Below are 19248 nucleotides of genomic sequence, written 5' to 3'. Positions count from 1 at the left end.
TGTTGTCTTATCACTATCACATCACCCTAAACACTTTTGAGGAGAGTAAGATAAAGAACCATGTCTGATTCCTATCAACGCAATAATCATCTTGATACCGGCGCTATTCCTATTACGGCGGCACACCCGACAGCAGCTCGACAATACCAGAATCTTTCTGAAACTGGCACTTCCCAGAAACGTTCAAAAACTCCCATCCCGGGGCCTTTGAAAGTTCTTATTCTTGCTGCTTTTGTGATTGCGTTAGGTTTTGGGCTCATCGCTCCCGTTCTTCCTCGATACGCTGCAAGTTTTAATGTGGGTGTACAAGCCGCTTCTGCTGTGGTGAGCATGTTCGCTGCCACCCGTTTACTATTTGCTCCGGCTTCTGGAAAACTCGTTGCTCGCTGGGGTGAACGCCCCATCTATATGGCAGGGTTGATCATTGTTGCCTTAGGCTCTCTCGGCGTTGCCATCTCATGGAATTATCCTGTCCTGATGGCATTTCGTGCATTAGGCGGTATCGGCTCTGTGATGTTTACCGTCTCTGCTATGGGACTATTAGTGCGTTATTCTCCTGCGCATTTGCGTGGAAAAATTTCTGGGTACTACGCAACAGCCTTCCTTCTTGGCAATATTTTAGGGCCAGTGGTAGGCTCCCTCATGGTGGGGTTAGGGATGCGTCTACCTTTCGTCATTTACGCGGTAGCATTGCTGATTGCATGTATTCTGGTGTTCTTCTACCTCAAAGAAGCTCAATATGCTGGTTCCATTCCGCCTAAAACACAACCTGAACTATCGCTTAAAAATGCGTGGAAGTTTACAAACTTCCGTGCCGGTCTAGGCACAAACTTTGCTATTGGATGGGCAGCTTTGGGCTTACGTGTGGCGTTAATGCCTCTTGCTGCCGTAGCCCTTTTAGCGAGCTATCATCACGGTGAAAACTACGACCCAAATAACGGTGGGATTGTTCTCGCAGGTTTAGCGATGGCCTTCTACGCCGGCGGTAACGCTATTACCCAAAACATTTCGGGGCGTTTTTCTGATAAGCATGGCCGCCGAAACCTCATTTTCTATGGTCTACTTCTTGCCGGTGTTTCTACTATTTTGGTGGGCGTTTCTGGTTCACCCGTACTCTTTATCATTTTCTCTATTACAACAGGCGTTGGAACTGGCGTATTAGGGCCGTCCCTGCAAGCTGCTATTGCCGATATCGTAGGAAACGAACGTTCCGGTGGTACCGTTCTTGCCACCTACCAGATGTTTGCTGACCTTGGACAAATTATTGGTCCGTTACTGGCTGGGTGGATTGCCGACCACTGGGGCTATAACTGGGCTTTTGGGGTGTCCGGTGCACTGCTGTTGGTGATGATGCTCGGGTGGTTACCTTGGCGCTCTCCACGGTTCCCGAAAGACCTTGCTGAAAAAGGGTATACCGGCCGATAAAATATGTGAGATGCCCTCAAGGGGAGTGCACTGACCCCAATATTTTTATGAAAACTTATGGTGAAGTTTTCCGATGAGCGGGGCACGTATGAGAAGCTAGAAGAGTGAACGATACCTTGACTCTTATCTTGTACATAGTCCTTGGTGTTCTCGTCCTCGCCGGTGTTTTGGCGGTGTTACTGCGTGGGCCAAAAGCTCCACCAGAAGGCTACGACTCCACCCGAGACGCGAACGACCGTGAACCTGCAGACGCTGACAGGCAACCTACTATCGACCGTCCAGCACCGGTAGCTGGCCGTCTCGTGCGGTTACGTGCCCGTCTGGCTCGCTCAAACAATCTCCTTGGAAAAGGGCTTCTTTCTCTTCTCTCACGAGACAAAATTGATCAAGACGTGTGGGACGAAGTAGAAGAAACTTTACTTCTTGCAGACCTAGGAGCTGATGCATCTGGGCGGTTAGTAGAAAATCTACAACAACGTGTACGCATCGAAGGCACCGAAAACCCCACACAGGTCAAGCAGATGCTCAACGAAGAACTGCTAAAGATTGTTGGTGTTGATACTGACCGTTCTCTACGCACCACGGGAGAGAACGGTAAACCCGGTGTAGTTCTTGTGGTGGGTGTCAACGGCGTTGGCAAAACGACCACTGTCGGAAAGCTTTCTCGTGTGATGGTCGCTCAAGAGAAAAAACTCTTATTGGGTGCTGCCGATACCTTCCGTGCAGCGGCTGCCGACCAGCTACAAACGTGGGGCGATAGAGTCGGCGTCGAAACGATACGTTCTGAAAAAGACGGTGCTGACCCCGCCTCAGTAGCTTATGAAGCGATTCGTGAGGGTGTTTCTCGTGGCGTAGATACCGTGATGATTGATACGGCTGGACGTCTACAAAATAAAGCCGGACTGATGGATCAACTCGGTAAAATCAAGCGAGTTGTCGAAAAAGAAGCACCCGTAACAGAGGTTCTACTCGTTATTGATGCAACAACCGGACAGAACGGTATGATGCAAGCAAAAGTCTTCTCCGACGTTGTTGATATTACCGGCATCGTACTGACTAAATTAGATGGCTCCGCTAAAGGTGGCATCGTGGTCGCTATTCAAGAAGAGCTTGGCGTCCCTGTCAAACTTGTTGGATTGGGCGAAGGCCCCGACGATCTTGCACCCTTCGATGCGCAAGAATTTGTCAACGCACTCTTAGATTAAAACTCGGTTTATCTGAGACAAAGAATCTTCACTACCGTATAAGGTAGTGAAGATTCTTTGCTATTTAGCGTAAGTTCTTCACCAGAATATGAATGATGAGAGGGCACATCTTCTTTAAGTGCGTTATCCTTAGAAGTTGATTCAGAAAAATTACGAGGTTCTCCTCGATCTACCCAAATAGCGAAAGTGGTTCACGACTCGTGTTCAATTCACTCTCTGACCGGTTGACAGCAACCTTCAAAAACCTCCGCGGCAAAGGTCGCCTCTCCGAAGCCGATATTGACGCTACCGTACGGGAAATCCGTCGTGCGCTCTTGGACGCTGACGTTGCAGTGCCGGTGGTACGAGAGTTCACCGCTCACGTTAAAGAACGTGCTTTGGGGCAAGAAGTCTCTGAAGCGCTTAACCCCAGCCAACAAATTGTCAAAATTGTTAATGAAGAACTTGTCAACATCTTGGGTGGTCAGACTCGTCGAATCAATATGGCGAAGTCTGGGCCTACCATCATTATGCTTGCCGGTCTTCAAGGTGCTGGTAAAACCACCCTTTCTGGAAAACTCTCGCACTGGCTCAAGAGCCAAGGACACACGCCGATGCTGGTGGCTTCTGACCTTCAGCGTCCTAACGCAGTGAACCAGCTAAAAGTTGTTGGTGAACGTGCCGGAGTACCCGTTTATGCTCCACATCCCGGCGTCACTTCTGAATTTGATGTGCCCACTGGCGACCCTGTACAAGTTGCTCGTGATGGTGTGGCAGAGGCCCGCGCAAAGTTGCATGACGTGGTCATTGTCGATACTGCAGGTCGTCTCGGTGTCGACGCCGAATTGATGCAACAGGCACGAGACATCCGTAACGCGATTGAACCGGATGAAGTTCTTTTCGTAATTGACGCGATGATTGGTCAAGACGCTGTCAATACTGCACTTGCCTTTAACGAAGGTGTCGATTTTACCGGTGTTGTCCTCTCAAAACTTGATGGTGACGCACGCGGTGGTGCAGCGCTTTCTGTTGCATCGGTGACGGGCAAACCGATTATGTTTGCTTCTACAGGTGAGAACCTCGACGAGTTTGAACAGTTCCATCCTGACCGTATGGCTTCTCGCATCTTGGATATGGGTGATGTGCTCACTCTCATTGAACAAGCAGAAGCTAATTGGGATAAAGCTGAAGCCGACCGTATGGCCCAAAAATTTGCTGACCAAGAGGACTTCACGTTTGAAGACTTCTTAGCGCAAATGCAGCAGATTCGCAAAATGGGTTCCATGAAAAAACTGCTGATGATGATGCCTGGAGCCGCTCAGATTCGTCAGCAGCTTGAGGCCTTTGACGAACGTGAAATTGACCGAGTCGAGGCAATCGTCCGTTCGATGACACCGCATGAACGCGTTGCTCCCAAAATTATTAACGGTTCACGACGGGCTCGTATCGCTCGTGGTGCTGGTGTTACTGTTTCTGAAGTGAATCAGCTGATGGAACGTTTTGCTCAGGCTCAAAAGATGATGAAGAAACTTGCCTCTGGCAATATGGCTGGTTTGCCCGGCGGTATGCAAATGCCGGGGATGGCAGCTGCCGCTGGTGCGGCGCGTAAAGCCAATAAGAAGAAAGGCAAGAACGCGAAGAAAGCACGTTCTGGTAATCCCGCAAAGCGCGAACAGCAATTAGCTGCAGCTCAGAAGAAACAGAGTGCGCCTGCTGGTTCTGCCTTTGGAAACACCGGGCAAGACTTCGACGCCTCAGAGCTGAACCTTCCTAAAGGTTTTGAGAAATTTTTAGGTTCAGATAAATAAAGTTTCTTGACTATATGTGAGCTACGGTTACGTGACTCATACGGAAGTCTTTAGTGTTTTGTGGCATCATGACGGATATCAAAAACACTAAAGACTTCTTTGTTTTTGGCTATCAAAAGCTCAACACGCTCTTGTCGTTGACGTACTGTTGCTCCACGGTTACACAAGAAAAATAAGACCTGTTATTCTTATACCAAAATGAGAGAGCTGAGCGGTAATGCCTGTAGTGTTGTGCCTAAGACATAGATACCGTTAAGAACCTACGTGAGGGTTCTTAAGGCTAAAGGGTCAGGAGACGATGATGGCTGATACTTATCTTTCTGAAGAAGAACTTATCCAATTTATTGCGACTTTACCGACACGACGTATGGCTGCGGGGGCGTTAATCCGGAATGAAAAGAATGAGTTTCTCGCGGTACAACCTAATTACCGTGACGGGTGGGCTCTTCCTGGTGGGACCGTCGAAACAGGTGAGGCACCACAACGAGGCTGTTTTCGTGAGGTGCTCGAAGAAGTCGGGTTAGACCTTACCCCTGGGCGTTTGCTCGTCATTTTTCATGGGCTGCAAATGGGTGTGTGGGGTGATTCTTCATATTATTTCTACGATGGTGGTGTCATTGACTCTGATACTCCTATCAACGTGCAATCAGAAGAGCTTTTAGGGTATCGTTGGGTAGCTTTAGACGATGCCACACAATATTTTAAACACTCTTTAGCGGATCGTCTTCGCACCTGTTATGAGGCTTTGGAGACCGGCCAGATGATTGAACTGAGTTCTGAAGATTCATAGAAGGTGTTTTCTCACGGTATTCTTGTGAGAAGGTGCTGTTACCGATCATAAATGTGCGTAGAAAGAACGTGATGACGTCGAATATTTTTCCTAAAGATTCAGAAGGAAACGTGTCTTGGGAACAAGATAACGTTATTTGGGCAGAAATCCATTTTAGCTACTGCGCAGTGCCTGACTACGAAACAGAATACGGTCTTGATCAAGATGGTCCTCTTGACGCCGGAATCACTGATGAACAGCTCACTGAACTTTTTTCATTGAAATGTGATGATGTGAAAATTCCTGACGCGGAGCAACTGCCATCACATGAGAGTGAACAACCGCTCGAACAGGATACGGCAGAAGACGAAGATGATGAAGAACTCTTCTACGCCGACGATCAGCTTGATCAAAGTTTCACTGATATTCTGAGTGACACTCCAGAAATCATTGTGTATGAAAGAACGATGACTGCTGTAGTTGCTCATGTTCTTTGCGTACCTGATAGTTCTGAGACTGTTGAAGGCCTTCGTGTTGTTACACCCGAAAAAGATGGATCCTTCTCGCTCGGGAGAACTCTTGAAAACTATGCTCAACAGATACAAGAACGTATTGACGCGGATATGATGAGCATTATTTTACCGAGAGAGCGAGACTATTCTATTGAGCTGACTTCACTAGGGGAGAGCCTAGAAATTAACACTTTTGCGGTGGGAACGGCTGCTACTTTCCCTGTCTGCGCCGATGTTCTTCGTGAACAGATACATCGTATGTCAGCAACAGAACAGCTCGACGTTAAAGACTGCGAATCTGGTTGGTCTATTGTTTGGGGAAAATCTCTTCTGATTGCACAACTGCTATACCAGCTACAACAACCAGCTATTATGGTGACGTCATCTGCTCACGGCGTACATATAGCCTGTTTTATCCCAGCACACGAAAAGAACCATGACTGGCACAACCCCCTATGGGATACGTGGATGGAGAAACTTCGTGATGGTTTGAGAAGACCACTTCCGTTGTTTGACGTACATGAAGGGTACCTTATCGATTTTTTCTGGGGGGCATCAAAAAACATTAACCCTCATCTGCCTGAATCCTTATACGCAAAAGGTACGTTCCTTTCAGAAATGATGCAACAGCTTTCTGGTATTCTTCCTGAACCTTTTCAAAAACAGCGTATCTTAGAACAACTTGAACAATTCATGTGGGCGTATAACGTCGATGAGAACTTTATGCACCGGCTTCACCTATATTTACAAGATTATGGGTCCTTACTAAGCGCCGAATCCGTGATACAACTTTTGTGTGCGCCTGCGGAGCTACAAGAATTCTTCCGTGAAATATGTGATGCAACATTTTTCAGAGCTCACGAACATCAACAAGAGATAGAACCTCTAAAAGATGACCTTCAACGAGCAATTTTTGTTACCACTGAACCGATGAACGAGGTTGAAACCCAAAAAATAGTTGAGTCTCTTTCTCTGCTGGTTCAAAGCTCACTTGCTGAGCCTTCCTCTTCTTCAGAACCTGAAGAAAATATAGAAGAAGATGCGTTTGAGATTCTTCAGAAGAACCCTTGGATATTGCGGGCAGATGCTGCCCTGACTTTGAGCATTTCAGCGGTTCTAGGAGTTCTAGCTTATCGTGATAAAAGTTCTGGTGTTTCTTCACCTCTGAAAGCATTAGCTTCTTTGGCATGTGCTGGAATGGGAACCGCAGAGTTTCTTTGGGGGCAGAAATACCTTCACCAGAAAAAAATAGAACAGGAGAAGCTAGAGCCAACTGCTGAACCTTTTAAACCTCAGAAATCTGTTCTTGAAGAACTGCGAGAATATGCCCTTGAGGTAGAGAAACAGCAACAGGAGAAAAAACAACAGCAACATCAAGGTGCAAAGAAGCATGTTAAAAGGTTATTTCGTTCTTTGCGTTCACGGTTTTCGGAGGGCTGATGGAGCATCATGGTATCGCTCAATACCTGCGAAAGAGCGTTGATATTGATCCTGACTGGCAACGTCCTGTTCCTTCTGAACAGTCTTTTCGCTACGACCTTTGGTTGTCTCTGGCTACCTCATTATTGGCCTTAATCTCTTCGGCCAGCTACCAGAGCTTAGGTCTTTTTGGTGATGACCATCAAGAAATTTTGTGGTCTTATATCTTGGCTCAGCTGATGGTGCTACCCTTGACCGTTCGACGACGCTACCCTTTAACGGCCTTTGCTGTTGCAACGTTGATATTCTTTGTTCCACCGTCGTTAACGGTTTCACCACCGATATATTTCACGTTAATTTTTCAAGTGACGTACTTATTTTTGCTGTATACGGTGATTGCTTGGGGACAAGACCGAAAACTTGCTTGGATGTCTGTTTACATCGTGATTTTCTTGACGATTGTGTGGATTATTATTGCGTGGACTCTTCACGGTGTTGCACTTTTTAACGTCAACGAGATGGCGCAGAACGGGCCTATCGATAGTTCACTTGCCACGTTGCTGACCTTATGCATAAATAATGGGATGTATTTTGGCTCAGGTATCGCATTGGGCCGTATCTCGTGGATTCGAGCCTACCAAAGTGAGATATTAGAAAATCAGCGTCATGAGCTAGAACAACAAAGTGAACAGATTGCACAAGATAGGGTGGTGCGCGAACGTTTACGTGTAGCACGCGAACTGCATGACTCGGTAGGTCACCATATCTCTGTTATTTCTGTCCAGTCTGGTGCTGCTCGGCGTCTTCTCAACCGTTACCCCGATAAAGCTGTTGACGCGTTACAAAACGTTGAACAAAGCGCGAGTACAGCTATTACAGAGATGCGCTCTATCGTACGTCTTCTACGTCAGGATAGAGAGCCGTCAAAAGCTCAAGGAAATATCAGCTATAGTGAACCGACCTTAGAACAACTACAACAACTTTTTATTGAAGTAGAAGCTTCTGGGTTTCAGGTAGAGTATCTGAAATCTGAACATGAAGAAAAGTTTTTGGCAAAAATCCCGCAGGGGACGCAGAATTCTATTTATCGGATGATTCAAGAATCTTTGAATAATGTGCGTCGTCACTCTTTGGCACGTACAGTGCACGTGATTCTTCGTTCTGTAGAGGTCAACCAGCGAGTATGGATTGAAATAGAAGTCATTGATGATGGTTGCTCTCAGAAGAAACCTGCAGATAAGTCTTCCTCAAACTACGGTTTATGCGGTATTAAAGAGCGCGCTGAGGCTTTAGGAGGTTCAGCAACTTACGGACACCGCACGAATGCTCAAGGGTGGTTCGTTTATATTCGTATACCAGAAAGACATAGTGAAAATACATGAGTGCAGAGACTATTCGCGTGCTTTTAGCCGATGATCAAGACCTTGTCCGTAACGGGTTCTCGATGATTCTTTCTGTCGAAGAGAACATCCACGTCGTAGGAGAGGCCCATAACGGCCAAGAAGCTGTAGATTTGTGCCTTCAACTCAAGCCTGACGTCGTGTTAATGGATGTGCAGATGCCTGTTCTTGATGGCATTAACGCGACATTACAGATTGTTCAACAGACGGAGTCAAAGGTTCTGGTGCTGACCACCTTTGACCGTGATGATTATCTTTTTGGTGCGCTTAACGCTGGCGCGAGTGGTTTTTTGTTGAAAACTTGCACTGCCGAAAAACTTGTAGAAGCCATTGAACAAGTGCATGGAGGTTTAGCTTTGCTCAGCCCGGAGGTGACTTTACCTGTTATTCAAAAGATTACTGTCGCCTCTGACTTTTCATCATTGAATACTTCTTCAGCTATGAGTTCTGGTGCGTCCTCAAACGTATCAGGATGTTCTGCCGAAGATCGTCTGCGTGTGGAGTCTTTGACCGCTCGTGAACGGGAGACTCTTAGCTACTTGGCGAAAGGCCTCACCAACGCCGAAATTGCGGAGCAGATGTTTTTAGGTTCATCTACCGTGAAAACTCACGTATCTAATGTTTTGGCAAAAACTCATTCTCGAGACCGAGTGAACGCGGTAATTTTTGCGTATCGTACAGGTCTTGTTCACTGATATGAGGGGAAACCTTCTAGAAATCAGTCCTATGGGGGAGTTCTGCTTTTCTGAAATTTTTTAGACTCGTAGTGAGTAATAATAACGGTGCCATCCCTGACCACCGGTAGGGGTGACACAACGAAAGGGTCACTATGGTCGAACATGTAGACACTCATAAACCGCCTCATGGTTCTCTTGAAATTTCTCATGTAAGTAAAAGCTTTGGAGAGAAAAAAGTTCTAGAGGACATTAACTTCACCGTTAATGCTGGTGTTCTTACGGGGTTCTTGGGAGCAAATGGCTCTGGTAAAACAACAACAATGCGTATCATCATGGGGCTTTTAGAGCCTTGTCAGGGTGAAATTCTGTATTGCGGTGAGAAGATTACCAGCCAACATCGTAAAACGTTTGGTTACATGCCAGAAGAACGAGGCCTATACCCTAAACAGCCTCTTCTGTCTCAGCTAGTGTACTTGGGGCAGTTGCATGGAATGGATGTTAGTACCGCAAAAAGTGAAGCTACCGATTACCTAGAATTCATGGGCTTAGGTGAACACCTGAACAGTAAACTAGAATCTTTGTCTTTAGGTAATCAACAGCGCGTTCAGATTATTGCATCTATTTTGCATCGACCGAAGGCTTTAATTCTCGATGAGCCGTTTTCTGGTCTTGACCCCCAAGGTGTTGAGAACATGGTTCAACTGTTATACAAGATTGCTCGCTCTGGTGTTCCTGTGATGTTCTCATCACATCAGTTGGATTTGATCGACCGGTTATGTGAAGAAGTTGTGATTTTGCACCAAGGCATTATTTGTGCGGCGGGGAATGCTCAGCAACTTCGTGAGGAGTCGCCTCAACACTTTAGGATGCAGTCAACAACAGATTTGGGATGGCTTCGAAGCTATGAAGGGATACGTGTGCTTGACTTCCAAGGAACTCAGGCGCTTTTAGAATTCGTACACCCTATCGAACAGGTTCGACCTGAACTGCTTCGCTATGCCGTTGATCAGGGGATGACGGAGTTCTCGCGCGTACTACCAACATTAGGAGATATCTATCGAGGAGTGACAGCACAATGAATCAAGCACCTGCACCTTGGCGTATCGTCATGGTACGTGAAATCAACACAAAGCTTCGAGATAAAACTTTTATCTTCAGCACGCTTTTTTCTGTCGTAATTATTGTCCTCAGCATGGGGTTTAACATATGGTTAGGGCAGAAAAATACTCACTATACCGTTGCTGTGACTAACCAAAAAGCTCAACATTTAGTGGAAAGTTCTACGAAAATTCTTCAGGACCAAGACCCTGATGATTCTTTAGACGTTCAGCTATTTGACTCTGAACAGTCAGCTCAGCATGCGCTAGAAGAAGATGATGTAGATGCATACCTTAAAGAACTCTCTTCCGAACAGGGCTGGGAATTGGTTTATAAGGATTCTTCACAGAATACGTTGACACGTGTTCTTGAAGATACTATCTTCACGCAACAAATAGAACAGAATGCTGCTCAAGCCGGTGTCTCTTGGCAAGAGTTGCAGCAGGGGACATCGCTGAAAGTCTCCATGCTTAAGGACTCTGATAATCGTGGTATTGCCTTGTTGGTTGGTGTTATTTTTGCCCTGATTTTCTACATGTCATCGCTCATTTTTGGTCAGCTGATTGCCATGAGCGTGGTTGAGGAAAAACAAAATCGTATTGTTGAGATTATTGCTACCGCTATTCCGATTTCTCAACTTTTGGCAGGAAAAGTTCTTGGTAACGTGATTCTCGCAATTGGGCAAATGTTACTCTACGGAGTTGTTGCTCTAACGGGTCTGAATGTCTTTAACCTTGCCCAAGAATATGCGTGGATTCTTCCGTCTGCCGGTTGGTTTGCGGTGTTCTATGTGGTTGGTTTTGCGGCAGTTGCAACTATCTGGGCTGCTGTTGGTGCCATGTCTTCACGCGTTGAAGATATCGGTTCCTTAGCTTCCCCTTTGACCATTGTTCTGATGGCTGCGTTTTTTGCTGGTATTTACTCTTCGGGGGCTGTCCTAACCGTTGTCTCATATATTCCTATTGCGTCTTCTATTGCAATGCCCATGAGGATGTTGCGAGAAGATGTCTTTTTCTGGGAACCAGTGCTGTCTCTGGTATTTGCTTTGATAGCGACGTGGGGCATGACCTTATGGGGTGCCAAGATTTATCGTCATCAGGTGATGCGTTCGGGCAGTGCCGCTACGTGGAAGCAAGTTCTTTTGAAAAAAGAACAGAAATAGTCTGTGACTTTATTAATAACATCGTGAAAATACCTGCGAAGTTCTGGATTAACGTTCACAGCTCTGGCATACTTGCACAGGTACCCGATAGGTGCGGGCCTCTCACCGCATCATATTGTGTTCATTTTAGAGATTGTATGGATGGCCGGCCCCACCGGAGCAGAAATACGATTTCGCCTGAAACAAAGAAACAGGAGAGTCCACTACAGTGGCTGTTAAAATTCGTCTGAAGCGTATGGGTAAAATCCGCGATCCTCGTTACCGTGTTGTCGTTATGGACTCACGCACTAAACGTGACGGTCGTGCGATTGAAGAAATCGGTCTATACCATCCGACCGAGACCCCTTCCCTTATCCAGATTGACTCTGAGCGTGCTCAGTACTGGCTATCTGTTGGCGCACAGCCAACCGAGCAGGTACGCGCATTGCTCAAACTCACCGGTGACTTGGCAGCATTCAAGGGTGAAAAAGCAGAATCTGCTGTAAAGCCTGTAGAAGCTAAGCCTGAGTTCGTTGTCCCTGAAAAGGGATCCGTTATTCTTCCTGAAGCTATCACCCCTAAGGCTGAAGCTAAGGAAGAAGAAGCTCAGGTAGCTGAAGAAGCTACTGAGGAAGCAGCTGAGTAATTATGTTGGCCGATGCCCTTGAGCACCTCGTTCGAGGAATAGTCAGCAACCCCGACGACGTTCAAGTTCGTTCTCGTAGCGGTCGTCGTGGTGACTTCCTAGAAGTTCGGGTTAACCCTGAAGATTTAGGTCGTGTGATTGGGCGTCAAGGACGCACCGCGAATAATATTCGCACCGTTATTGACGCAATCAACGACGGCGACCACATTCGTGTAGACGTCGTCGATACTGATCGCCAACGCTAAAAATTTTATAAACAAAGCATGTTTATCGGGGGAGTCCCAAGCCTGAATCAGGCTTGGGACTCCTTTGCATTATCCCGTTATTACCCAAACACGATAAACTAGAACCCACAGAAGAACTAACACCTAATATTTTTTACTGCTATTGAAAGATAATACGAGGAGAACCTCATGCAGATTTTAGTTGCGCGTATCGGTAAACCACACGGTATTCGTGGAGAAGTGACCGTCGAACTTTTTACTGATTCTCCTCAAGAACGTTTTGCCTGCGGAGAACAGCTAAACATTGAAAATTATCAGCCTGAAACTCCCGTTGGTGCTATTGCCCCCAACGGTGTTTTAACCGTAGCTCACAGCCGATGGAACAAAAAAATTCTGGTGGTTCGGTTTGAAGAAGTCACATCACGTAACCAGGCTGAAACTCTACGAAACACACGATTGACGTTCGACGCTTCTGAAGCAGAGTCTTCTGAAGGATACTACGAACACGATTTAGTAGATCTTCCGGTCTATTTGTACCATGATGTTCCCGAAGGGGAACTTCCCGAAGGTGAAGGAATCGGTACAGTTATTGGATTACAAACAATGCCTGCTCAAGATTTACTCTTAGTTCGTTTGCATCATGGGGAAGAAGCCATGATTCCTTTTGTGGAACAAATTGTTCCTGAAGTAGATACACAAGAAGGCTTCGTCCTCATTGACCCGCCAGAGGGGCTTTTAACTCTAGGTAGCGAAGAATCAGAGGAACAATAGAATGCGCTATGATGTTGTCACTATTTTCCCTGAATATCTTGAACCTCTACGGCTATCGCTACTAGGTAAAGCTCAAGAACAAGGAATTGTCGATATCCGCATTCATGACCTTCGTGACTATGCGTTTGACCGTCATAAAACGGTAGATGACACCCCCTATGGTGGTGGCGCAGGAATGGTGATGAAAGCAGAACCGTGGGCTTTAGCCCTAGAAGAAGTTTTGACGACAAAAACTTCTCAAGAACGTCCTCTGTTGTTAGTGCCCTCCCCAGCTGGAGTAGTTTTTAACCAGCGTTTAGCTGAAGAACTTTCAGAACGCGAACACCTTGTCTTCGCGCCAGCTCGATATGAAGGTATCGACGAGAGAGTCTTTGAATGGGCAGAAACGTCTTTTGAGGTGATGCCTGTATCGTTAGGAGACTACGTTCTTTACGGGGGAGAAGTTGCCGTCCTTACGATGATTGAAGCGATTACGCGTTTACTTCCTGGCGCGATGGGAAACCCCCAATCCTTAGAAGAAGAATCGCATACGGGAGGATTGTTAGAATACCCCGTCTACACGAAACCGTCTCAATGGCGTGGGCATCATATTCCAGACATCTTATTATCTGGCAACCATGCTGCTATCGCCCGATGGCGTCGTGATGAACAGCTTCGACGGACATTTACCCGCCGATATGACATGATTGAGTCGTTGTCCGAAGAACAATTAGATACACAGGATTTATCCTTACTCCAAGAGTTACGAGAGCAAAACTAAAAAATCTTTTATGAGCTCTTGATATGTTAATCCTCTAAAGTTCTGGTCGCAGAGCCGTATTTATGTCATAATTATTTCTTGTGTTCATTTTGGGGACGCCCCTGCCGTAGGGGGATGAGCGACCATAACAAAATGAACCGTAGACACCACCCAGCGGGGTCTACGTATTTTGGAACTCTGCCACATAGAGATAGTAGGCAGAAGTATCACGAGACTATTAGACCTACGGCTGGTAGCTCATGGAGAACTCAATGCAGACTCTTGACTTCATTGACAACAAGTCACTTCGTAACGACATCCCCGAATTCGGTCCTGGCGATACCCTCAACGTTCACGTTAACATCGTTGAAGGTAACCGTTCTCGTGTTCAGGTTTTCAAGGGATTCGTTGTAGGCCGTCAGGGTGCTGGCGTTCGCGAAACCTTCACCGTCCGTAAAGTATCCTTCGGCGTTGGTGTTGAGCGTACCTTCCCAGTACACTCCCCGGTTATTGACAAAATTGAGGTTGTTACCCGCGGTGACGTTCGCCGTGCAAAGCTCTACTACATGCGTGATCGCCACGGTAAAGCTGCACGTATCCGCGAAAAGCGCGAGAAGACCGCGTAATCTTTCACGGATGGACCACATTTTAAGGTCACAACCAACGAACAGGCGCCCCATCCGCTACGGGTGGAGGCGCCTGTTCGCTGTTATTTTTTCGTTAGCTCTTCTGTGCGTCATCCTGATAAGGAGCTTCCTCGTTGATGTTTTTTATATACCTTCAGCGTCGATGGAACCAACACTAAATACCGGTGACCGTATCCTCGTCAGCAGATTAGATACCCAAGCACAACGAGGAGACCTTGTTGTCTTTGACGGAACAGGCTCTTTTGACCCGTACCGAAGTACCAACCCCTGGCTACATGACCCGCTAGGAACTTTAGAGCAATGGGTGGGGCTGAAAAGTTCTCAAACGATTTATGTTAAACGTGTTATCGGCGTTGCCGGAGATAGAATAACTTGTTGTTCAGATACTGGTACTTTGTTGCTTAACGGTCAAGAACTTGAAGAACCCTATCTTTTTCCCGGAGATGACCCTTCCACCGTCAATTTTGATGTTATTGTGCCGCCAGGGCGTATCTGGGTGATGGGAGATCACCGTTCAGTATCAGAAGATTCTCGTGCTTTGTTAGCTGCACCGGGCGGGGGGATGATTCGTGAAGAAAAAATTATCGGTAAACCCATTTACCGTATTCTTCCCCTCCAACATTTTGGAGCTCTTGAACACATAGCAACTCATTAACCCAATATATACAGCGGATTTTCAGTAAATATCCTTCTCAATATGGGCCTATTGCTCAAGTGTTTTCCCGTATCCTTAATTTAATAATCTTATAGAAGGCAGAAAGAACGGTATGTCTCAGTCTCCAGAACATGAAGAACCTCAAACACTAAACACCGCAGAGGATGTTGTAGACGCAACGTTCTTACATCAAGACGTCCCGCCTGCAGAGCAGACCGGATTCCTTGGGCAAGTTAAAGAATTTGGTATCGTCATACTCTATGCGTTGGTCATTGCGTTCATCCTCAAAACCTTCGTTATTCGTGGGTTCTACATTCCTTCTGGTTCGATGGAAAACACCCTCGAAGTTAATGATCGTGTCTTTGTTAATGTTGCTGGTTCAATGTTTAGCCAAGCTGAACGTGGAGACATTATCGTCTTTAAAGATACTCAAGGTTGGATTGATTCTTCTCCTCACCGTTCTAACCCCGTCGCTTCTGCTCTAGCCTTCGTCGGTATCCTCCCCGACAGCTCTGATAAGTACCTTGTTAAACGTGTCATCGGTGTCGGAGGAGACCACGTTGTCTGTTGTTCTGCAAACGGTCGAATCATGGTCAACGGTGTAGCTATTGACGAAACATACCTCTACCCAGGTGCGAAGCCCTCTGAGATTCCTTTTGACGTAATTGTCCCTGAAAATTCATATTTTGTTATGGGAGACCATCGTAATAATTCAGCCGATTCTCGATACCATATCGAAGACGGGCACGAATTTATTAGTGATAGCGATGTTGAAGGTAAAGTCTTTGTACGTGCATGGCCGCTTAACCGTTTCCAATTTATTGGTGGAGCGCATGATGTCTTCGCAGACGTTCCCAGAAATAAAGCTTCAGAGAAGTGAACGCTATCTCGCATACTGCCTCACTCGAGATTGAACAAGAATATTTCTCTCAAGGTGTTCAACTCATCGTAGGCATGGACGAAGTCGGCAGAGGCTCTTTAGCTGGGCCTGTAGGTGTTGGAGTCTCAATTCTTACCGCCCAACAGCAACATATGGTAGAAGGGCTCACCGACTCCAAAGCGCTCAGCACCAAAAGGAGAGAAGCTCTCGTCCCTCTCATCAAAGATTGGTGTGCTACTGGTCTTGGATATTCTTCAGCTCAAGAGATTGATGCACTGGGTATGACGTTGGCCTTACGTTTAGCTGGTCAACGAGCTTTATCTCAAGCTCTTCTAGACCAGCGTATTACCTCTTTTCCTGAGAGGATTCTCTTAGATGGTTCTCATAACTGGTTCAGCCCGAATACTCCCGATTTGCTGAGCGAATTAGATGAAGCGCAAAAACTATACCAAGAGCTTGCTCATGAGACGTGGAAAGAACAAGCCTCTTCAAAATATCCTCGACACCAACCGTGGGACATACCGGTCACAACGATTGTAAAAGGTGACTACCGTTGCGCATGTATTGCAGCTGCATCGGTCGTAGCTAAAGTCCATCGTGACCGTCTGATGGAAAATTTAGCGGCAGAGAATCCCTCCTATGGTTGGGAGAAAAACAAAGGGTATGGTTCAAAAGCTCACCGCGAAGCATTAGCAATGTATGGGGCAAGCGCCCATCACCGGCTTAGCTGGAATTTGGGTCTTGAACCGCAACAACTCAAAGACGCATATATTCAACGAATGGTAGAAACATCATGAGTGCAGAAGATCTTGAAAAATACGAAACTCAGGCACAACTGGCCTTATATGAGGAATACCAGAAGGTTTATGAACTTTTCCGCTATGTGGTAGAGACCGATCGGCGTTTCTATCTAGCTAATAGTGTGGAAGTTACCCCACATATACAACAGGGAAGCGTCTACTTTGAGGTGATGATGAACGACGTATGGGTATGGGATTTCTTTCGTGCTTCACGTTTTGTCAAAAACGTACACGTCTATTCTTTTAAAGATGTGAATGTTGAAGAGCGTCTTGCCGACGCCGAACTTGTTGTTCCGCAAATTCCTGGATTTGGTGAAGGATAGTCCCTCGAACCTGGTTTAAAACTGCGGACAATAAACCCACCCACCATATGACTGTGGAGAACATCCTCTATTCTTCTCAACATCCACTTTTATCCCCAGAATCTTTTTCTCCATACTCCAAAAGTATCTACTGTCGCATGCTAGTAACCAAGAAAATGTTACTGGCAATGAACGGACACCAGATTCTTTATGGCACAGCACCTCGAAACTGGAAGATGGGGCGAGCATCTCGCCGTTGAGATACTCACCAGCCAAGGCTACACCCTCCTTGAACAAAACTGGCGACCACAGCCCCTCCCCGGAGAACCTAAACTACGTGGAGAAATCGACGCTGTTTTACTCGACACCGACGCAAACCTTATCTTTCTCGAAGTAAAAACCCGCAGCACAGAAAACTACGGACACCCCTTCACCGCGATTCACCACGGCAAAACAAAAAAGCTCAAACAACTAGCCTATTATTGGTGCGCTACACACGACGTACACGACTTCACACATATCCAATTAGACGCTATCGCTATTACCGGCACACCAGAACATTTCACCTTTGAGCACCTCAAAAAGGTGAGCTAATGGCATACGCAAAAACCTATTCTGTAGCATTAGTAGGAATCAACGGACATATCATCGAAGTTGAAGCTGATATCTCTCAAGCACTACCATCTTTCATCCTTTTAGGCTTACCTGACACCTCTTTGAGCGAAGCTAAAGACAGAATACGCTCCGCCGTCAAAAACTCTGGGATGTCACTAGCCCAACGAAAAATCACAGTAAATCTTAGCCCCGCAACTTTACCTAAACGCGGATCAGCCTTCGACCTAGCTATGGCAGTAGCAGCCTTAACCGCAGACCAAAAAATACGTAGCAGCTCCAATACCGTATTCCTCGGGGAACTCGGACTCGACGGTAGCGTACGAAGGATACCGGGGGTACTCCCATCTGTTAAAGCCGCAATAGAAGCAGGATTCTCTCATATCGTAGTCCCCGAAGAAAACGCCCAAGAAGCTCAGCTAATCCCCGGCGCTCACATCACAGCATGCCGTTCCCTCGCCCAAGTTCTTACTTTCCTCGGGGCAGACCCCACAACACTCAAAGAATCGGCACAAACGCCACCTAAAGAACACCACAACACAACCGCAACACCTCAACTCACCGCAGATATGGCAGATATCGCAGGACAAACAGAAGGCCGCCTTGCCTTAGAAATCGCAGCTGCAGGTGGACATCACCTACTGCTCAAAGGACCGCCAGGCTCCGGCAAAACAATGCTTGCTGAACGGATAACGAGCATTTTACCGCCACTAGATGATGTCAGCGCTATGGAAGTAACCGCCATACACTCCTTAGACATGGGAGAAAAACCCTGCCAAGAACTCATCCGAACACCACCTTTCCAAGCCCCACACCACAGCGCCTCCACCGCATCCATACTCGGCGGAGGCTCAGGAATACCACGCCCCGGAAGCATCTCTAAAGCACACAGGGGAGTGCTCTTTCTTGACGAAACACCAGAATTTAAAAGAACGGTACTCGACTCACTTCGACAACCACTAGAATCCGGACACATCACCCTCCACCGAGCAACCGCAACCGCAACCTACCCTGCACGTTTCCAACTCATCCTCGCCGCAAACCCTTGCCCTTGCGGAAACAACATTGGACAAGGTCTAGACTGCAGATGCACCTCTAAAGAACGCAGAAATTACTTCGGAAAACTCTCTGGGCCACTACTTGACCGCATCGACATACACATCACCATCCCTAAAATCCTCTCTCGGGAACTAGTACACCACCAAAAACCTGAAAATAGTGCAACTATCTCCCAACGAGTCCAGCAAGCACGCAACCTCCAAAAAGAACGCCTATCACCTTATGGGCTACTCACCAACGCCGACATGAACGGACAACTGCTCCGCGACACTTTCAAACTCGACACCCGACTCACTACCGGACTCAACCACGCCATGGATCAAGGAAACCTCAGCGCTCGCGGATACGACCGAATCCTTAGAACAGCATGGACCCTAGCAGATCTCGACGGAGCCACCAGTCCCACAACAGAGCACATCGATACCGCACTATATTTCCGACACCTCAGCCAAGAACCCTTCACCACCTAAGAAAAACACT

The 19248-nt window shown here is 46.8% G+C and carries 20 protein-coding genes; all 20 read left to right on the top strand.

Features of this window, described 5'->3' with window-relative positions; translation table 11 throughout:
- Positions 1-60: 60 nt before the first annotated feature.
- Positions 61-1425 (top strand): MFS transporter, encoded by a 1365-nt coding sequence (locus ACN083_RS03285; protein WP_419101399.1) that lies wholly within the window; start codon positions 61-63, stop codon positions 1423-1425.
- Between the two features lie 104 nt (positions 1426-1529).
- Positions 1530-2630 carry a signal recognition particle-docking protein FtsY gene (gene ftsY, locus ACN083_RS03280; protein WP_419101398.1) on the top strand — a complete coding sequence of 367 codons (1101 nt, stop codon included), beginning with the start codon at positions 1530-1532 and terminating at the stop codon, positions 2628-2630.
- Between the two features lie 200 nt (positions 2631-2830).
- Positions 2831-4417 carry a signal recognition particle protein gene (gene ffh, locus ACN083_RS03275; protein WP_419101397.1) on the top strand — a complete coding sequence of 529 codons (1587 nt, stop codon included), beginning with the start codon at positions 2831-2833 and terminating at the stop codon, positions 4415-4417.
- 301 nt (positions 4418-4718) lie between these two features.
- Positions 4719-5207 carry an NUDIX domain-containing protein gene (locus tag ACN083_RS03270; protein WP_419101396.1) on the top strand — a complete coding sequence of 163 codons (489 nt, stop codon included), beginning with the start codon at positions 4719-4721 and terminating at the stop codon, positions 5205-5207.
- 71 nt (positions 5208-5278) lie between these two features.
- A complete protein-coding gene (locus ACN083_RS03265) occupies positions 5279-7138 on the top strand; it encodes a hypothetical protein (protein ID WP_419101395.1) in 1860 nt (619 codons plus the stop codon).
- Positions 7138-8499 carry a sensor histidine kinase gene (locus ACN083_RS03260; RefSeq protein WP_419101394.1) on the top strand — a complete coding sequence of 454 codons (1362 nt, stop codon included), beginning with the start codon at positions 7138-7140 and terminating at the stop codon, positions 8497-8499. Before ACN083_RS03265 ends, ACN083_RS03260 begins: the two co-directional genes overlap by 1 nt.
- Positions 8496-9212 (top strand): response regulator, encoded by a 717-nt coding sequence (locus ACN083_RS03255; RefSeq protein ID WP_419101393.1) that lies wholly within the window; start codon positions 8496-8498, stop codon positions 9210-9212. The genes ACN083_RS03260 and ACN083_RS03255 overlap by 4 nt, the downstream gene beginning before the upstream one ends.
- Positions 9213-9346: 134 nt before the next feature.
- Positions 9347-10273, top strand: a complete 927-nt coding sequence (locus ACN083_RS03250; protein WP_419101392.1) for an ABC transporter ATP-binding protein — start codon at positions 9347-9349, stop codon at positions 10271-10273.
- Complete coding sequence (locus tag ACN083_RS03245; protein ID WP_419101391.1) at positions 10270-11454, top strand: ABC transporter permease; 1185 nt, start codon at positions 10270-10272, stop codon at positions 11452-11454. The genes ACN083_RS03250 and ACN083_RS03245 overlap by 4 nt, the downstream gene beginning before the upstream one ends.
- Positions 11455-11662: 208 nt before the next feature.
- The gene (gene rpsP / locus ACN083_RS03240; protein WP_419101390.1) at positions 11663-12079 is read left to right on the top strand and encodes a 30S ribosomal protein S16; all 417 of its coding nucleotides are present in this window, start codon (positions 11663-11665) and stop codon (positions 12077-12079) included.
- Between the two features lie 2 nt (positions 12080-12081).
- Positions 12082-12324 carry an RNA-binding protein gene (locus ACN083_RS03235; RefSeq protein ID WP_419101389.1) on the top strand — a complete coding sequence of 81 codons (243 nt, stop codon included), beginning with the start codon at positions 12082-12084 and terminating at the stop codon, positions 12322-12324.
- A 168-nt stretch (positions 12325-12492) separates the two neighbouring features.
- Entirely contained in the window at positions 12493-13074 is a 582-nt protein-coding gene (gene rimM, locus ACN083_RS03230; protein ID WP_419101388.1) for a ribosome maturation factor RimM, read from the top strand.
- 1 nt (position 13075) lies between these two features.
- Positions 13076-13834, top strand: coding sequence for a tRNA (guanosine(37)-N1)-methyltransferase TrmD (gene trmD, locus ACN083_RS03225; RefSeq protein WP_419101387.1), 759 nt, complete (start codon positions 13076-13078; stop codon positions 13832-13834).
- A gap of 251 nt (positions 13835-14085) precedes the next feature.
- Entirely contained in the window at positions 14086-14439 is a 354-nt protein-coding gene (rplS, locus tag ACN083_RS03220) for a 50S ribosomal protein L19 (RefSeq protein ID WP_419101386.1), read from the top strand.
- 19 nt (positions 14440-14458) lie between these two features.
- Complete coding sequence (gene lepB / locus ACN083_RS03215; RefSeq protein WP_419101644.1) at positions 14459-15115, top strand: signal peptidase I; 657 nt, start codon at positions 14459-14461, stop codon at positions 15113-15115.
- A gap of 112 nt (positions 15116-15227) precedes the next feature.
- Positions 15228-15995, top strand: a complete 768-nt coding sequence (gene lepB / locus ACN083_RS03210) for a signal peptidase I (RefSeq protein WP_419101385.1) — start codon at positions 15228-15230, stop codon at positions 15993-15995.
- Positions 15992-16792, top strand: coding sequence for a ribonuclease HII (locus ACN083_RS03205; protein ID WP_419101384.1), 801 nt, complete (start codon positions 15992-15994; stop codon positions 16790-16792). Before lepB (ACN083_RS03210) ends, ACN083_RS03205 begins: the two co-directional genes overlap by 4 nt.
- Complete coding sequence (locus ACN083_RS03200; RefSeq protein ID WP_419101383.1) at positions 16789-17118, top strand: DUF2469 family protein; 330 nt, start codon at positions 16789-16791, stop codon at positions 17116-17118. The genes ACN083_RS03205 and ACN083_RS03200 overlap by 4 nt, the downstream gene beginning before the upstream one ends.
- A gap of 189 nt (positions 17119-17307) precedes the next feature.
- Positions 17308-17691: a YraN family protein gene (locus ACN083_RS03195; protein ID WP_419101382.1), complete on the top strand. Its 384-nt coding sequence runs from the start codon at positions 17308-17310 to the stop codon at positions 17689-17691.
- Entirely contained in the window at positions 17691-19238 is a 1548-nt protein-coding gene (locus ACN083_RS03190) for a YifB family Mg chelatase-like AAA ATPase (protein WP_419101381.1), read from the top strand. Before ACN083_RS03195 ends, ACN083_RS03190 begins: the two co-directional genes overlap by 1 nt.
- Positions 19239-19248 lie beyond the last annotated feature (10 nt).

The sequence above is a fragment of the Rothia sp. CCM 9418 genome (assembly GCF_048512825.1).
In the GTDB taxonomy this organism is placed as follows: domain Bacteria; phylum Actinomycetota; class Actinomycetes; order Actinomycetales; family Micrococcaceae; genus Rothia.
Note: the sequence above shows the minus strand (reverse complement) of the source record. Positions and strands in the feature narration are given on the sequence as shown.

Coding starts and splice junctions, on each gene's coding strand:
- ACN083_RS03285 (WP_419101399.1), top strand. CDS start 61: ATGTCTGATTCCTATCAACGCAATAATCATCTTGATACCGGCGCTATT.
- ACN083_RS03270 (WP_419101396.1), top strand. CDS start 4,719: ATGGCTGATACTTATCTTTCTGAAGAAGAACTTATCCAATTTATTGCG.
- ACN083_RS03265 (WP_419101395.1), top strand. CDS start 5,279: ATGACGTCGAATATTTTTCCTAAAGATTCAGAAGGAAACGTGTCTTGG.
- ACN083_RS03260 (WP_419101394.1), top strand. CDS start 7,138: ATGGAGCATCATGGTATCGCTCAATACCTGCGAAAGAGCGTTGATATT.
- ACN083_RS03255 (WP_419101393.1), top strand. CDS start 8,496: ATGAGTGCAGAGACTATTCGCGTGCTTTTAGCCGATGATCAAGACCTT.
- ACN083_RS03250 (WP_419101392.1), top strand. CDS start 9,347: ATGGTCGAACATGTAGACACTCATAAACCGCCTCATGGTTCTCTTGAA.
- ACN083_RS03245 (WP_419101391.1), top strand. CDS start 10,270: ATGAATCAAGCACCTGCACCTTGGCGTATCGTCATGGTACGTGAAATC.
- ACN083_RS03235 (WP_419101389.1), top strand. CDS start 12,082: ATGTTGGCCGATGCCCTTGAGCACCTCGTTCGAGGAATAGTCAGCAAC.
- rimM (WP_419101388.1), top strand. CDS start 12,493: ATGCAGATTTTAGTTGCGCGTATCGGTAAACCACACGGTATTCGTGGA.
- trmD (WP_419101387.1), top strand. CDS start 13,076: ATGCGCTATGATGTTGTCACTATTTTCCCTGAATATCTTGAACCTCTA.
- rplS (WP_419101386.1), top strand. CDS start 14,086: ATGCAGACTCTTGACTTCATTGACAACAAGTCACTTCGTAACGACATC.
- lepB (WP_419101385.1), top strand. CDS start 15,228: ATGTCTCAGTCTCCAGAACATGAAGAACCTCAAACACTAAACACCGCA.
- ACN083_RS03200 (WP_419101383.1), top strand. CDS start 16,789: ATGAGTGCAGAAGATCTTGAAAAATACGAAACTCAGGCACAACTGGCC.
- ACN083_RS03195 (WP_419101382.1), top strand. CDS start 17,308: ATGGCACAGCACCTCGAAACTGGAAGATGGGGCGAGCATCTCGCCGTT.
- ACN083_RS03190 (WP_419101381.1), top strand. CDS start 17,691: ATGGCATACGCAAAAACCTATTCTGTAGCATTAGTAGGAATCAACGGA.